At 49.6% G+C, this 16,098-nt stretch carries 15 protein-coding genes; 6 read left to right on the top strand and 9 right to left on the bottom strand.

Annotated features, from left to right (window positions below):
- Window positions 1-30 precede the first annotated feature (30 nt).
- The 4 genes from SK35_RS13160 to ydgH form a co-directional block, all read right to left on the bottom strand.
- Window positions 31-558, bottom strand: a complete 528-nt coding sequence (locus SK35_RS13160) for a hypothetical protein (RefSeq protein ID WP_048214242.1) — start codon at window positions 556-558, stop codon at window positions 31-33.
- 45 nt (window positions 559-603) lie between these two features.
- On the bottom strand, window positions 604-1,743 hold the full coding sequence (locus tag SK35_RS13155; RefSeq protein ID WP_149607206.1) for a hypothetical protein: 1,140 nt from the start codon (window positions 1,741-1,743) through the stop codon (window positions 604-606).
- Window positions 1,744-2,396: 653 nt separating this feature from the next.
- Entirely contained in the window at window positions 2,397-3,779 is a 1,383-nt protein-coding gene (locus SK35_RS13150; RefSeq protein ID WP_048214240.1) for an amino acid permease, read from the bottom strand.
- Window positions 3,780-4,024: 245 nt separating this feature from the next.
- Complete coding sequence (gene ydgH, locus SK35_RS13145) at window positions 4,025-4,969, bottom strand: DUF1471 family protein YdgH (protein ID WP_003832856.1); 945 nt, start codon at window positions 4,967-4,969, stop codon at window positions 4,025-4,027.
- Between the two features lie 525 nt (window positions 4,970-5,494).
- Here ydgH and pntA point away from each other — a divergent pair.
- Together pntA and pntB are read left to right on the top strand one after the other, a co-directional pair.
- Window positions 5,495-7,024, top strand: a complete 1,530-nt coding sequence (pntA, locus tag SK35_RS13140) for a Re/Si-specific NAD(P)(+) transhydrogenase subunit alpha (protein ID WP_048214239.1) — start codon at window positions 5,495-5,497, stop codon at window positions 7,022-7,024.
- Window positions 7,025-7,034: 10 nt separating this feature from the next.
- Window positions 7,035-8,423, top strand: a complete 1,389-nt coding sequence (gene pntB / locus SK35_RS13135) for a Re/Si-specific NAD(P)(+) transhydrogenase subunit beta (protein WP_003832859.1) — start codon at window positions 7,035-7,037, stop codon at window positions 8,421-8,423.
- Between the two features lie 40 nt (window positions 8,424-8,463).
- Here pntB and SK35_RS13130 read toward each other — a convergent pair whose 3' ends face one another.
- On the bottom strand, window positions 8,464-9,315 hold the full coding sequence (locus tag SK35_RS13130) for an aldo/keto reductase (RefSeq protein WP_032943372.1): 852 nt from the start codon (window positions 9,313-9,315) through the stop codon (window positions 8,464-8,466).
- Window positions 9,316-9,577: 262 nt separating this feature from the next.
- Here SK35_RS13130 and SK35_RS13125 point away from each other — a divergent pair, with 262 nt between their 5' ends.
- The gene (locus SK35_RS13125; protein WP_048214238.1) at window positions 9,578-10,774 is read left to right on the top strand and encodes a multidrug effflux MFS transporter; all 1,197 of its coding nucleotides are present in this window, start codon (window positions 9,578-9,580) and stop codon (window positions 10,772-10,774) included.
- Window positions 10,775-10,805: 31 nt separating this feature from the next.
- On the opposite strand, the gene SK35_RS13120 is transcribed toward SK35_RS13125, so the two are convergent.
- A complete protein-coding gene (locus SK35_RS13120) occupies window positions 10,806-11,840 on the bottom strand; it encodes an AI-2E family transporter (protein ID WP_003832866.1) in 1,035 nt (344 codons plus the stop codon).
- A gap of 138 nt (window positions 11,841-11,978) precedes the next feature.
- Between SK35_RS13120 and SK35_RS27145 the strand changes: the two genes are divergently transcribed.
- From SK35_RS27145 to mdtI, 3 genes are all read left to right on the top strand, one after another.
- Window positions 11,979-12,149, top strand: a complete 171-nt coding sequence (locus tag SK35_RS27145) for a protein YdgV (protein ID WP_103014904.1) — start codon at window positions 11,979-11,981, stop codon at window positions 12,147-12,149.
- Between the two features lie 107 nt (window positions 12,150-12,256).
- Window positions 12,257-12,622 carry a multidrug/spermidine efflux SMR transporter subunit MdtJ gene (gene mdtJ / locus SK35_RS13115; protein ID WP_162623449.1) on the top strand — a complete coding sequence of 122 codons (366 nt, stop codon included), beginning with the start codon at window positions 12,257-12,259 and terminating at the stop codon, window positions 12,620-12,622.
- Complete coding sequence (gene mdtI / locus SK35_RS13110; RefSeq protein ID WP_003832870.1) at window positions 12,609-12,938, top strand: multidrug/spermidine efflux SMR transporter subunit MdtI; 330 nt, start codon at window positions 12,609-12,611, stop codon at window positions 12,936-12,938. Before mdtJ ends, mdtI begins: the two co-directional genes overlap by 14 nt.
- 34 nt (window positions 12,939-12,972) lie before the next feature.
- Here the strand turns inward: mdtI and SK35_RS13105 are convergent, their stop codons facing one another.
- From SK35_RS13105 to SK35_RS13095, 3 genes are all read right to left on the bottom strand, one after another.
- Window positions 12,973-13,794 (bottom strand): trypsin-like serine peptidase, encoded by an 822-nt coding sequence (locus SK35_RS13105; RefSeq protein WP_048214237.1) that lies wholly within the window; start codon window positions 13,792-13,794, stop codon window positions 12,973-12,975.
- A 270-nt stretch (window positions 13,795-14,064) separates the two neighbouring features.
- Window positions 14,065-14,460, bottom strand: coding sequence for an acid resistance repetitive basic protein Asr (gene asr, locus SK35_RS13100; protein ID WP_048214236.1), 396 nt, complete (start codon window positions 14,458-14,460; stop codon window positions 14,065-14,067).
- Between the two features lie 137 nt (window positions 14,461-14,597).
- Window positions 14,598-16,085, bottom strand: a complete 1,488-nt coding sequence (locus SK35_RS13095; RefSeq protein ID WP_048214235.1) for a carboxypeptidase M32 — start codon at window positions 16,083-16,085, stop codon at window positions 14,598-14,600.
- Window positions 16,086-16,098 lie beyond the last annotated feature (13 nt).

The raw sequence follows: 16,098 nt of genomic DNA, 5'->3' as shown, positions 1-16,098 counted from the left end.
AAGCATGATAATACACACAGCCTCTTGTGTTCAATCTGATGGCTTCCAATTAGGAAAGATAGCTATCATCATCTCTATTGCTTTCTGTTTTGCCCGTGTTGCGGCCTTCTCTGCAAAAGCTTTTAGTTCAGCTTGTGATTCTTCTTCGATACGTTCGACGATACCCGCAAAAATGGCTTTCTGATTGTCCTCAGAAGCGATAGAAGCAATAACCTGATTTTGTTGCTGTGACGCTCTCAGTTCCGCTGTGAGACGGGCAACTTCTTCCTTTAGCTTTTCTTCTGTGCTCTTACTGGGGGACTGCTGAAATCGTGCGGGAATTTCTCCGAGATCATCGGCGAAAAACTTGTTTAACCATCGCTCTTGTAAACGGCAGCCAGCAGATGCATTTAACCATTTGAGGAAAAAACGGAGATTTACATGACCTTCTTTTACAGCAAGGCGTAGCTTTTCTAATTCAATACCACGCTGAACAGAGACACCTGCTTCATTGTTTGGCTTCTTGAATGGTTCAAGATCAATAAGTTTTAGAAAATCTGCTGCTGTTAAAACTGACATAATTATTTCCTCTAAAAAGGCTGGATTGCTCCAGCCTCATTTAGTTTAGATATTCCAATACAAGATGACACTATCACCGAGTTTATCGTTATACACGGTAGTCGCTGGAGTGGCTGGGGTAATCGTTGATGCTGGAACAACGTGAACCACGACAGGAGGATTTACAGGCGTCGCAGGAGTCAGAGGAGTTACGGGTACAACGTGTACGACAACAGGAGTTGGTTGTGGCGGAGTGATATCGGTGATTGTTTTCACTTCACCCGTTTTCAGATTTTCTGCCTTCTCTGCATAGTGACTAGGGCCATATGCCCCAACAGTTGCTATGCCAAGTGAGTTGACTGAAGTTTCGATTGCATAACCATCTTCTTTAGCTACGCCCTTAGAGAAACCATACCCAACAGTCTCATTTCCAACATAACCACGAAGGTGAGTGATTGTGAGATCACCTTCTTTCACCATAACATTATGAGTACGCATGGTTGGTGCAATCACTGTTGATGCTACACGAGTCAGGTCAGCATTTTTGAGCGCGTGGGTAGTTTTCACTGCGTTGGATACATCGTTGTATGCAGTGACTGTACCAATAGCCTCATCACCTTCTTTAGTGCCGTGAATCGACAGGCCGCCAACGCCTTCAACATAGCTATGATCGGAGAAATGCGTTACATCACCGTTCGTCACGTCAACGGTGTGGGAACGCATTTCAGGCGACACAACAGTTGATGCTGTTTTGGTCACACCATCACGAGTAACTGTTGAGGTACGAACCACACCTGTTTCTTGACTGATTGTGGTTGTCGCAGAATATTGTTCATTAACACCGTTGTAGGCAATGTTTTTAGTGACGACACCATCTTTCACACTGATGGAACGAGTCGTGTTATCCGCAATGGGGTGATCGCTCATATTGATGGAGCCTTTAGAGAATCCTGTGAAGCCACCACCTGCATTCATGCGCTCCGCAAAGTGACCACCAAACGAATGACCACTAAAGGCATGACCAATGTTACCACCATGGCCATGGCCACCAAAATTGTGACCGCCCATACCTCCATGGCCACCGTGACCATGAGCAAAAGCAGACATAGGAAGAACTATTAATACTGCAACCACTGATTTCTTAAACATTTTAAAACTCCATTTAGGATTAATAGGGGGTGTCATCATTAATTCTTTGTTTATCATTTTGTTTGTCCCTCAATGACTAAATGCTGCCGATTACATAATTAATCGATGCAGTAACAGCTATTAATAAACCTTTTTTATTTCCGACATAATTGACGAGGGGAGTGTAGCTGGTGGGACCAGCACACGGGTTGCATTATCATCAAACACAAATATCAACACAACTGCATGATAAACTAAACACAACATAAAGCACAAATGGTTAATTGTATGATGATTAATTGTTCTTTTGTTTGTCCATGTATTATGATGTATGTGTGTTTGTGAGGTATTTCTTTTTTATCTTTTATCAATATGAAAAGTGAACAAAAAATTGAGAAGGTTATGATGTGTTTCTGTATGTTATGTTGTGATTCATAAGAAGATAAAGCAGGTGATTGTGACTGACTGTTGCGCCGTAAAGCAGTTTGCGATTGTGAAGTGTAGAAAGAATAACTCGAACTCAATAGGGGGGATCACACCTTGTGATGAATCATCATCTGGAGAGCCGTGATAAGCGCTTCACACGCAACAACAAATAGTGTGGGGGCAAGCATGAAGGGAGAGCGAGAGCGATTATTTTCGATTAATCAGCGTTAACCATGATATCCCGATAATCCTTTATCAGGATATTCATAGTCTGATATTTTCCGAAGCCAGCGATGGGTATAACGTTAGCCTATCAGCATCCAGGTAGCTGGCACAGCAGCAACAAGCAACAGGCCGATCAGCGCCATCTCCTGGCGTTTTAATACGTTTTCATGCGTGTGCGTTTTACGGGCATAAAGGAAAACCAGCAGCCCTGGCGCATACAACACTACAGACAGCAGCAGATGCATCGGACCTGACGCATACAATAACCAGATGCCATAAATACTCGCGCCGATACCGACAGCCTTATGAATCGGACGGGTGGCAATTTTTAACAGAAATGCGCCGACCAGCAAATAGGGCACCAGAATCATCTCTGAGGCGATTGTCAGTAACGTATTGTAGTCGGAGCCTGTGAGCCAGATTAGTACAAGGCAGATTTGTACACAGATGTTGGTTAGCCACAGCGATGCCGATGGCGCACCCTGTGCATTCTGTCGTGCAAAAATACGCGGAAACGCTTTGTGCGTGGAGGCGAGGAACGGCACTTCCGCCGCCATAATCGTCCAGCTTAAATAGGCACCGCACACGGAAACAATCAGACCCGCGGCAATAATAATTTCGCCCCATGGCCCCATCATTTTAACCATCAGACCGGCCATTGATGGATTGCGGATCTCTGCCAGTTCTGGCCGCGCGACAACGCCGAGGGATAGCAGGGTGACTAACAGGTAAACGCCCAGTGCGGCGAGTACAGCTAACAGCGTGGCGCGACCAACATCGCGTTTATTTCTGGCGCGGGCAGAAACCACCACCGCGCCTTCCACACCAATGAAAACCCACAGGGTTATGAGCATGGTGTTTTTGACCTGCTCCCAGACAGGCACACCCAACGCGACGCCGGTAAAATCGAGAGTAAAGGTGTCGAGCTTAAACAGCATGAACGCTAGCACGATAAAGAGGCCTAGCGGCAGTAGTTTTGCCAGAGTAGCGACCAGGTTAATGCTAGCCGCGGTTTGTACTCCCCGCAGCACCAGAAAATGGACTATCCATAACAGTACCGATGCGCCGACAATCGACTGCCAGGTATTACCGTCGCCGAACAGACGTAATTCCGGTGTGTCGGTAAAGAAACTGAGCGCAGAGAAGACGATGACCAGATACGAAACGTTAGCGATAACAGCGCACAGCCAGTATCCCCACGCAGAGCAGAAGCCAATCAACTCGCCGAAACCTTCACGTGCATAGGTGAAGATACCGCCGTCCAGTTCAGGACGGATACGCGTCAGGATCAGCATGGCAAAGGCGAGCAAAAGAATACCCGCACCGGTAATCGCCCAACCAATCAGTAATGCAGCCGGGCTGGCTACTGCCGCCATATTTTGTGGCAGGCTGAAAACGCCAGCGCCGAGCATTGAGCTTAAAACCAGCGCGGTCAGTGCGCTCAGACCCAATTTCTTTTCCATTTGTATCCAGTTACAAAAACGAGAGTGAGAGAATAATTATTTTGGCAAACCGCATAAAAATGGTGAAAGCCACTAAGGCGCGGGATTTTACGGAGAGAAGAGAACGCATGCAATGGGGATAGAGAGATTTGTGACTAATAGTGTGAAAAGTTGTCTTAATACTGCTGTTTTTGTTTTGTCTGGAAACAGAACTGCGCGAAATTATCAGGTCTACAAGGACTGTAGACCTGATAAGGCATTGGGTATTACTTATACAGATCGGCGCTGATTGTCACGTTGTTACCACGTTCTGACCACTGGCGGGTAATGTGATAGTACTTCGCGCCTTTCTTCGCTGCGCGTTTTGCTACCTGATAAGAGACTTCCGTCATGTTGCCGTAGTTACCGGTGAACTTGATGCTGTCGAACGGTACCATCATGGCGGCGGTCGCTTTGTTCAGCTCTTCAACTTTGGTTCCGTCCGGCAACGTGACAGTGTAACGTCCGCCTTTGGTGGATTGCGTTTCGAAGAAGCGGCCAACTTCAGCACTCGGAGAAGCGGTAGTTGCTACGCCCGGGATCTCAACTTTCTTCGCGGCTTCGCCACCTGCTGCTAATGCGGCACGACCAGCATCTGAATCTGCTGGGATCGCATCAGGGCTTTGTACAATGCGTTTTTTCGCATCAGCTTTATAGATGAATGCAGTAATACGCTGGTTGCCGCCCTGGTTGGCATCGACCTGACGCACGATATAGAAGGAGTAAGCACCTTTCTCTTTCGCTGCTTTGGTGATGGCATCGTTTACTTCAGGCTGGCTACGGTAGAAACCTTGCACTGTAACGGTGTCGTAAGGTTCTATCAGAACGGCCTGATCTTTTGGCAATTCCATAACGCCGTTAATGACACGGTTTTTTGACGCTTCCGCTTTTTCAGCGTCGGCTTTATAGACGTCGGCAACAACGCGCCAGTTACCGCCGCTGCCAAAATCTGAGGTATCAACAACATAAAAGGAGGCTGCACCGTCTTTATCTGCACGGCGCGAAACGGCAGCAACCGCATCACCGATAGCATTAAAACGACCGGTGACCACAATGCGGTCATAGGGTTTCAGGGCAGCCGCTTGCTCCGGCGTCAATTCTGTCGCTGCATTTACAGAAAAAGCAGTCGCAGAAATTAGTGCGGACGCCAGGAGAGTGTTCTTAAGCTTCATAAAAATAATCCTTCGCCTTGCGCAAACCAGGTACTGGTATTGTTATTGACTAGAAACGTCGCTGATTATTGCATTTAAATTGTGTCAGTGTCTGCGTCATTTTTCACTCATCGTGTCACGTTAGGTAACAACAGCGATAACATTTTGTGATATGCCGAAAATTTCGGCGTTTGGTGACCAAAACTGATAAAGCAGTTGAATTTCATAAGTTAATTTAATGTTAATCAATTGTTTTTGACAGGTAGGTAATCATGTTTTGCCGCTTCGCTTGAGCGAATTATCAGCCTTTGCGGGTTATTTTTAGGGCATTTTATCTGTCTGAGGTTCGATTCATCTCTATTTTGCGAATTTCATAATAAATACTGTTTTTTGGCGCTAGATCACAGGCGTCATTTTCAGTAGGTTATACAGAGTTTGTTACTGTTTTATTTTATTGAGGTAACACTGACCTCTCTCGAGAGTGCGCGCATGCCTCGTGCGAACATTGATAAACCATCATCATAATTACAGATGGAAGGGAACATTATGCGAATTGGCATACCAAGAGAACGGTTAACCAATGAAACCCGCGTTGCAGCCACGCCGAAGACGGTTGAGCAGCTGCTGAAGCTGGGTTTTAGCGTCGCGGTTGAAAGCGGCGCAGGTCAACTGGCGAGTTTTGACGATAAGGCGTTTGTACAAGCAGGCGCAGAAATTGTGGACGGGAATGATGTCTGGCAGTCAGAGATTATTCTGAAGGTCAATGCGCCGGAAGAGGCGGAAATTCCGTTACTCAATCCGGGCACGACGCTGGTGAGTTTTCTTTGGCCCGCGCAAAACCCTGAGCTGCTGCAAAAACTTGCAGAGCGTAACGTGACCGTTATGGCGATGGACTCCGTGCCGCGTATTTCGCGCGCACAGTCGCTGGATGCCTTAAGCTCGATGGCGAACATCGCCGGGTATCGCGCTATTGTTGAAGCTGCACATGAATTCGGTCGCTTCTTCACCGGCCAGATCACCGCCGCAGGCAAGGTTCCACCTGCCAAGGTCATGGTGATTGGTGCGGGTGTGGCAGGTCTTGCGGCGATCGGTGCGGCAAACAGCCTGGGTGCTATTGTGCGCGCTTTTGATACCCGTCCGGAAGTGAAGGAACAAGTGCAGAGTATGGGCGCAGAGTTCCTTGAACTGGACTTTAAAGAAGAAGCGGGCAGCGGCGATGGCTATGCCAAAGTGATGTCCGAAGCGTTCATCAAAGCCGAAATGGAACTCTTCGCTGCGCAGGCGAAAGACGTCGACATTATCGTTACCACAGCGCTGATTCCGGGCAAACCGGCCCCGAAACTGATCACCCGTGAAATGGTCGATTCGATGAAAGCGGGCAGCGTAATTGTCGATCTTGCCGCGCAAAACGGCGGAAACTGCGAATATACCGTGCCTAATCAGGTGACCACCACCGAGAACGGGGTGAAGGTTATCGGCTATACCGATCTGCCTGGCCGTTTGCCAACGCAATCTTCCCAGCTGTACGGCACGAACCTCGTCAACCTGCTCAAACTGTTGTGCAAAGAGAAAGACGGCAATATCACTGTCGATTTTGACGACGTGGTTGTGCGTGGTGTCACGGTGGTTCGCGAGGGTGAAATCACCTGGCCTGCGCCGCCGATCCAGGTTTCTGCTCAGCCGCAGGCTGCGCCAAAAGCTGCACCTGCGCCGAAAGAAGAGAAAAAGCCTGTCTCTCCGTGGCGCAAATATGCGCTGATGGCGCTGGTAGTGATTTTGTTTGGCTGGCTCGCCGACGTCGCGCCGAAAGAGTTCCTTGGTCACTTTACGGTGTTCGCGCTTTCCTGCGTGGTGGGTTACTACGTGGTCTGGAATGTGTCACATGCGTTGCATACTCCGCTGATGTCTGTGACTAACGCCATCTCGGGGATTATCGTGGTTGGGGCGTTATTGCAAATTGGCCAGGGTGGCTGGGTGAGTTTCCTGAGCTTTATCGCGGTGCTTATTGCCAGCATTAATATTTTCGGTGGCTTCACCGTGACTCAGCGCATGCTGAAAATGTTCCGGAAAAACTAAGGGGTAACATATGTCTGGAGGATTAGTTACAGCTGCATACATTGTTGCCGCGATCCTGTTTATTTTTAGTCTGGCGGGGCTTTCGAAACACGAAACCTCTCAGCAGGGTAACAACTACGGCATCGCCGGGATGGCGATTGCGCTGATTGCTACGATTTTTGGTCCGGATACCGGCAACGTTGCGTGGATCCTGGTAGCGATGATCATCGGCGGCGCGATTGGTATTCGTCTGGCGAAGAAAGTCGAAATGACCGAGATGCCGGAGCTGGTGGCGATTCTGCACAGCTTCGTCGGTCTGGCTGCGGTACTGGTGGGTTTCAACAGCTACCTGTATCACGATACGGGCCTGGAACCGATTCTGGTGAACATTCACCTGACGGAAGTGTTCCTGGGTATCTTCATCGGTGCGGTGACCTTTACCGGTTCTGTGGTGGCTTTTGGCAAACTGCGCGGCAAGATCTCCTCTAAACCGCTGATGCTGCCGAATCGTCACAAAATGAACCTGGCGGCGCTGGTTGTTTCTTTCCTGCTGCTGGTGGTGTTTGTTCGTACCGAAAGCGTGGGCCTGCAGGTTCTGGCGCTGCTGGTGATGACCATCATCGCGCTGGCCTTTGGCTGGCATCTGGTGGCGTCCATCGGTGGGGCAGACATGCCGGTAGTCGTTTCAATGCTCAACTCCTATTCAGGTTGGGCGGCTGCGGCGGCGGGCTTTATGCTGAGCAACGATCTGCTGATCGTTACCGGTGCGCTGGTCGGTTCTTCTGGTGCGATCCTGTCTTACATTATGTGTAAGGCGATGAACCGTTCATTTTTCAGCGTTATTGCGGGTGGCTTTGGTTCTGACGGTTCTTCTACCGGGTCTGATGAAGAAGTTGGCGAACATCGTGAGATTACTGCGGAAGACACAGCAGAAATGCTGAAGAACTCGCACTCCGTGATCATCACCCCGGGCTACGGCATGGCAGTGGCTCAGGCACAGTATCCGGTCGCGGAAATTACTGAGAAACTTCGCGCGCGCGGCATCAAAGTGCGTTTTGGTATTCACCCGGTAGCAGGGCGCTTGCCAGGTCATATGAACGTGCTGCTGGCGGAAGCCAAAGTCCCTTATGACATCGTGCTGGAAATGGATGAGATCAACGATGATTTCGCCGATACCGATACCGTGCTGGTCATTGGTGCCAACGACACGGTAAACCCGGCAGCGCAGGATGACCCGCGCAGCCCGATCGCCGGCATGCCGGTGTTGGAAGTGTGGAAAGCGCAGAACGTAATTGTGTTCAAACGTTCAATGAACACCGGCTATGCAGGTGTGCAGAACCCGCTGTTCTTTAAAGATAACACCCATATGCTGTTTGGCGATGCCAAAGCCAGCGTGGATGCGATCCTGAAAGCGCTGTAATTGCCAGTAAAAGTAAGACGGCCTCTGCGGAGGCCGTTTTTTAAACATCCAGTTTACGCTGGGTGATCCATTCCACACGAGCCGGATCGCGATGCGAGAAGAACGCGCTGGTTCCGCTGTCCATCGCGGCAATTTGTGTCATCTCTTCCGCCGTTAGGGCAAAGTCCAGCACCTGAATATTCTCGGCCATCCGCGTTTTACGCACGGTTTTCGCCAGCGAAATAATCCCACGTTGATAAATCCAACGCAGCACGACTTGACCAACGCTTTTGCCATATTTTTCACCAATAGCCGCTAAGACTGGGTTCTGAAACAGGTCATTGCGTCCTTCAGCGAACGGTGCCCAGGCTTGCGGTTGAATATTCCGGCTCTGCATCCAGGCCACGGCATGCGGCTGCTGATGAAAAGGATTCACCTCAATCTGGTTAACGGCTGGAATAATGCGATTGAAAGCGATTAAATCCGCCAGACGATCCGGATGAAAGTTACTCACGCCAATCGCGCGGATTTTCCCTTCTTCATATAATTCTTCCATCGCGCGCCAGGCACCGTGTACATCGCCATAGGGCTGATGAATCAAATAAAGGTCAATATAATCCAGTTGAAGCCGTTGCAGAGAACGTGCGAATTGCGCCTTTGCGCCTGCATAGTTGGTATCCTGTAACCACAGTTTGGTAGTCACAAAAAGCGCCTCGCGGGGGACTCCGCTTTGCTTAAGAGCATTGCCGACCTGAGTTTCATTCTGGTAGGAGGCAGCGGTATCAATCAGGCGATATCCTGTATCAATGGCATCCCGTACGGCTTGCTCACATTCGCTGGCATCAGTCATTTGATAAACGCCAAATCCGAGCAGGGGCATCTCAACACCGTTATTCAGAACTGTTGTATTCATTGGGTTCTCCTGAGCATCTTCGTTGCATTGGCTGCAGATTAGCAAATCTGTGTTGATACGATTAGTCTGTGAAATTCGCATGGACCTATGAGTAGAATTCATTTCTGAAAGGTAATTGTTGGAACTCAGTCACAAAATATGACGCATATGATTTCACCATTCATGATCTCAGTTCATAAACTCATGCGGTTTTAACCGTCTAATCACGGCAATACGTTGTCTATATACTGCGACCTGACTTTTTAGAACATGACAGGGCACTATGCGTACATGTGAACATGCCTCACCGGTAACTACCGCAAGCCAGACCGGTCTTACTTTTATTCTGATCCTCAGTGGCCTGATGGCCTTTACATCGCTTTCTACCGATATTTATCTTCCAGCAATGCCGACGATGGCCAAGGATTTACATGGCAATGTTGAGCTGACGATTACTGGTTTCTTAATTGGTTTTACTATCGCACAGTTGATTTGGGGGCCGATTAGCGATCATATGGGGCGGCGTAAGCCGCTGTTTATCGGCATGGTGCTATTTATCATTGGTTCCGCAGGGTGTGCGCTGTCTACAAGTATCACGCAAATTGTTTTCTGGCGGATATTTCAGGCGCTTGGAGCCTGTACCGGACCTATGCTGGCGCGAGCGATGATCCGCGATCTCTTTGCACGTACTCGTGCGGCGCAAATGCTCTCGACCCTGGTGTTGGTTATGGCGATTGCGCCAATCGCCGGACCGTTGATTGGCGGGCAAATTATTCGCCTGAGCACCTGGCACTCAATTTTTTGGCTGCTGGTGGTGATTGGTGCGCTGATGTTTATCTCCCTAAACTGGCTGCCCGAAACATTGCCGGAAGATAAACGGGTGAAAGCCTCTTTGGCTGGCGCATTTCGTAATTACCGCTCGTTGTTAACGAATGGGCGTTTTATGCGCTATACCCTGAGCCTGACGTTTTATTACGTCGGTGCGTACGCGTTTATTACCGGGTCACCGTTTGTTTATATTAGCTATTACCATGTTGATCCACAGCATTACGGCTGGTTGTTTGCGCTAAACATTATCGGTGTTATGGCGATGAGCGTGGTTAACCGTCGTCTGGTTCAACGACATGCTCTGGAACAACTGCTGAAATATGCGACGATGCTGGCGGCGCTGGCCGCAGTGGCGCTCGCACTGCTGGTTAAGCTGGAGTCAGGCGGAATTGTTGCCATTATCGTTTCCATTTTTCTGCTGTTCTCGATGAATGGCATTATTGCCGCGACGTCGACTGCCGCGGCGTTGGACGCGGTACCGAACATTGCGGGTTCAGCTTCGGCGCTGATTGGCGCGTTGCAATACGGCAGCGGTATTATCTCATCGTTGCTGCTGGCCGCCTTCAGTGATGGTACGCCCTGGACCATGGCGTGGATAATAGCGCTATTTACGCTGTTAAGCGCCGTTTTGGCTTTCCGCGTGAAACGATAAAGGAAATGCTCCGTAATGGCGGGGCGAAAACTCATTCTTTGTTCAGATCGCTAAGCAGTACGGCAATACTTTGACCGCCGTTGGTTTGCTCAAGCGCGATTTTCACGATGATGGTCAGCGGCACAGAAAGCAGCATCCCCACGGGACCGAGCAACCAGCCCCAGAAGATTAACGACAGAAATACTACCAGCGTGGACAGCCCCAGCCCGCGGCCCATGATCCGCGGCTCGAGGATATTCCCGAATACCAGGTTGATGACCAGATAGCCTGCCAGAACCACCAGCGCATCGTAAAGACCGCTGAATGCCAGCACCTGAGCAATAGGGGGAATGGCCGCCAATACAGAACCGATATTAGGGATGTAGTTCAGGGCGAAGGCCAGTAATCCCCAGACAAAGGCAAAGCGCACATCCAATGCAGCAAGCATGCCCCAGGCGACCAACCCGGTCACAATGCTGATTGCCGTTTTAAGCACCAGATAGTGGGAGACGCTGTCGATGGCACGTTGAATCGCCGCCATACCTTCAATGGGGCGACTCATCATTTGTTTGAGTTTGTTGGGCAGTTGCGGTACTTCCAGCAGCATAAAAACTACCGTCAGTAGCAGTAAAAATATCGATGACATAGCATTTGAAAGCTGCGCCAGTAAATTGGTCACCAGCGTCATTGCTGCGTTCGGATCGATATATTTGACGAGCTCGTCCACGGAAACGCCGATCCCTGCGCGTTGTAACCATGGTTCAAGATTTTTCAGTGGGATAACCAGTGAAGAGCGATATTGCGGTAGCGTTCGCGCAAGTTCATTTAAGGATGTACCTAAATACGCCAACAGCAGCACCATTAACATTACAATAATAACGATAAGCAATGACACCGCAATTACGCGCGGTATGCGAAGCTTGACCATCCGCTGCACCACGGGATTGAGCACAACGGCTATAAATAACGCCAGAATAAAGGGGACGATGATATCTGCGGCAAAGCGAATACCGCTCAGGATGATAACCAGCATGCCCAGCATAATGACTATTTTTAGACCGTTAAGCGTGATGATCGGTTTCGCCATGTGTATTCCCGCATTTTTCATTTTTGAATCTGCATAATAATGTGATTTGCGTCGAGCCGTTATAACAAAAATCAAACGGGGCAGGTAAAGAAGTGAAAAGACTTTGAGTTCGTCTTGAAGCTATGATACAAATCATCTGTGTTTAACTACCGAGGACAATTATCATCCGCGATGATGAGAAGCAACACTGCGGATAATTGTAATATTATGGACAATATGTTCAGGATGTTTTTGCGTTTACCTACACTTCTTCGTACCTCCTCCACTTTATTGCTTGCGGGTGAGCAACACTGGCGCAACGCGCTTTAGTCCCTTCTTCTGCCTGAGCTGGCGCTGTGCGCTGAGCTAACTAATTTTATTTTTTGGTTTACTGCATGCAGTAGGCCTAAAGGACTATATTCTCAAGCAGGAGAAGTATCATGTTTTACTGGATATTATTAGGTCTGGCCATCGCGGCTGAAATTACTGGTACGCTGTCAATGAAATGGGCAAGCGTTGGCCATGGTAATTCAGGCTTTATTTTAATGCTGGTAATGATCGCCTTATCATATATTTTTCTTAGTTTTGCTGTTAAAAAAATTGCCCTTGGTGTGGCCTATGCCTTGTGGGAAGGTATCGGTATTTTATTTATTACGCTGTTTAGTGTGTTGTTATTTGACGAAACCTTGTCCACGATGAAAGTGGCTGGACTGGTCTCGCTGGTATTAGGCATTGTGCTGATCAAGTCTGGTACTCGAAAACCTGCCAAAACGAGCAAAGAGGTGACCCATGCAGCAGTTTGAGTGGGTTCATGGTGCCTGGCTTGGCATGGCCATCGTGCTGGAAATTGTCGCTAACGTCTTTTTGAAGTTTTCTGATGGATTTCGCCGCAAGATTTATGGCGTGCTGTCGCTGGCTGCCGTGTTAGCGGCCTTTAGTGCGCTGTCGCAGGCGGTAAAAGGTATTGACCTTTCTGTTGCCTACGCCTTGTGGGGCGGGTTTGGGATTGCCGCGACGTTAGCGGCTGGTTGGGTGTTGTTTGGTCAGCGCCTGAATAATAAAGGCTGGATTGGCGTGGCGCTGCTGCTGGCCGGAATGGTGATGATTAAACTTGCCTGATATCCGTGCTGCCCGTTAATGCGGGCAGCATATGTTACTCCTGCGCCAACTCTTCCAGCTTATCGCGAAAACCGGTCACGGATATGGCGCGATTATCGGCTCGCCAGCGATCTTTTGCCGCCGGAGCGGAGCTTTGTACGCCAATCAACTGCCAGCCTGAATCTGTCTTAAGCATCAATGGTGAACCGCTGTCGCCCGGTAGCGTGTCGCACTGGTGCGACAAGACGGTATTCTGCGCCCAGCCGGTCACCACGCAATCCTGATGGGTGTACAAATCGTCCAGATGATCTTCCGGATAGCCCGACTGTGTGACTTTACGATCGGCGGTTTTCAACGCCGCGGTTAACGCCGCTTTATCACCTTCAAATAATGGTAGGGGCGTGATTCCGGAAGGCGGGTAACGCAGCACCACCAGACCAAAATCCCACGGGGCTGCTGATGGCGGCACAATCCAGCCATCGCCATCGGCTTTCAAACGCTTACCGAGTGAGGGATCAACCCGTCCTTCGATTCCATGGATTTCATAGCGCCAGACACCCTTTTTCGACACAAAGCGTAACGCGACGGCTTTATCCGGTTTGCCTTTCGGTGGAGCGAGCAAGCAGTGTCCGGCAGTCAGGGCCAGATGCGGTGAAATGAGCGTGGCGGTACACAGATTACCACTGGCGGTTTCCAGTTGTCCGATAGCGTCCCACGGTGATTGCGTTGGGTCCGTTACTTTCGTGCGATCGTCATGACCAAAAAACAGCGTTTTTATGTTTTCTGCTTCAGCGGTGGTCGTTGCTGGCTGATCCGCATGCGCAACAACAGGAAAAAAACAAATTGAGCCCAGTAATACAGCAATGGTTTTATGCATATCACACTCTGGTGGGGAATTATGATTATAAACAGCAAACCCTCAGTTAATACTATAGACGGGACGGCGAGAAAGTGGGAGTAAAATCAGATAACTACACTCAGGAAAGATAAAAATGCATGGCAATGAGGGCGCAAATTATCAGAGTAATAAGAATGAACTCAAAGCGGTAATGTGACACCATTTTACCCTCCGAAAGGCGGCGCTACATCAGGTCGATCTAGCGCCGTATGCTATGGCGTGGGGGACGCCATAGTAACTACAAATGCGTTATGCTGCAGGTTGAGCTGCTGGTTTAGCGGTGTCGTGTTTTACGGCTTTTTTGGTGTGTTTTTTAGCGGCCTGAGCTTTCTGCTCTGGTGCTTTTTGTTCTGCTGCTGGCTTGGTTGCTGCTTTTTTGGTGTGTTTTTTAGCAGCCTGAGCTTTCTGCTCTGGCGCTTTTTGTTCTACAGCCGGTTTAGTGGTGGATTTTTTAGCGTGTTTCTTGGCAGCCTGCGCTTTCTGCGGCGCTGCTTTGTGCTGTTTTTTATGATGCGTGGTTTTTGCCGGCGCTGCTTTGGTGGTTGCAGCAGCAGTCGGAGCGGTAGTAGCAGTTGTTTCAGCAGCAAAAGCAGCAGAAGACAGACCCATAGCAGCGGCAACAACCAGAGCTAATACTTTTTTCATTCTCATACCCTCGATTTGGTTTTTCATTCAACCCCACTGCGGGGCCGTTGAAATAACTATATCGCTGTAAACACAGGGCTTCCGTGAGTCATTGGTTTCGGCGTGTAACGATATGTACAATGACTCACGGTATGAGATTACAAATAGCGGGCTTCCAGATGAGAACGGAAATAACGGCTGCTGAGGGGCTCCCCGGTCGCCTGGGTAATAAGCTGTTCAGTAGTAAAGCGGCTGCCATGCTGCCAGATGTTCTGACGTAACCACTCAAACAGAGCACCGAACTCACCTTGGGCAATAGACTGATTCAAATCAGGCAATGCGCGGTTAGCGGCACTGAACAACTGCGCTGCATACATGGCGCCTAATGTATAGGAAGGGAAGTAGCCAAAGCCGCCGTCAGTCCAGTGAATATCCTGCATACAACCGTTACGGTAGTTTCCGATCGTTGACAGCCCCAACCAGGCCTGCATTTTCTCGTTCCACAATGCAGGGATATCATCCACTTCAATATCGCCATTAATAAGCGCACGTTCGATTTCATAACGCAGGATCACGTGAGCGGGATAGCTTACCTCGTCAGCATCAACACGGATAAACCCGGGTTTAACCTGCTGGTTCCAGGCGATGAAATTGCTTTCTTCAAACGCTGCCTGATTGCCAAAGTGGCGCGTTACAGCCGGAATTAACCGCATCAGAAAGGCTTTACTGCGTCCCAGCTGCATCTCAAAGAACAGACTCTGGGACTCATGAATGGCGGTTGAGCGTGCCAGAGCAATAGGTTGCCCAGACCAGCTGCGTGGCAGGTTTTGCTCATAGCGCGCATGACCGGTTTCATGGATCACGCCAAACAGTGCGCTGAGTAATTCGTTTTCATCATAGCGGGTGGTAATGCGAACATCTTCTGGTACGCCGCCACAGAAAGGATGTGCACTGATATCCAGCCGACCAGCGGTAAAGTCGAAACCTAGCTGTGCCATTGTTTCAAGACCCAGCTCTCGCTGTACAGCTGTTGGGAAGGGACCTACCGGGGCGATGAGCGACTGTTGAGACTGCTTTGCCACCACCTTGTTTAGCAGATCGGGCAGCCAACTTTTAACGTCTGCGAAAAGGACATCCAACTGAGCGCTGGTCATTCCTGGTTCAAAGATGTCCAGTAGCGCGTCATACGGCGAACAACCTTTTGCTTCTGCGCGCAGTCGGGCTTCTTCGCGGCTATACTTCACAACCTCTTTCAGGTTTTCGGAAAATCCTTCCCAGTCATTAGCTGGTCGCTGGCTACGCCAGGCATGCTCACAGCGGCTTCCCGCAAGTGATTTTGCTTCTACCAACGATTCGGGCAACAAGGATGCCTGGTGATGCAATCGAGACATTTCGCGCAGGTTCGCCTGTTCTACATCGTTGAGATCTTCCTGTTGCGCTGCGGCAATACACGTTGCCACTTTCGGGTCAGTTAACAGTTGGTGCTCAAGCACGCTCAGCTCGGCCAACGCTTCGCCTCGGGCTTTACTGCCTCCTGGCGGCATCATGGTAAACATGTCCCAACTAGCGATTGCCGAGAGGTGGGAGAAGCGAGAGAGCCGCTGGAACGTGCGGGTGAGTGCCTGATAAGAAAGGTTTTTCTGCATAGTTCTTCTTCTC

This window comes from Citrobacter sp. MGH105 (assembly GCF_001037485.2).
GTDB lineage: Bacteria > Pseudomonadota > Gammaproteobacteria > Enterobacterales > Enterobacteriaceae > Citrobacter > Citrobacter portucalensis.
This window is presented reverse-complemented; position numbering and strand designations above follow the sequence as displayed.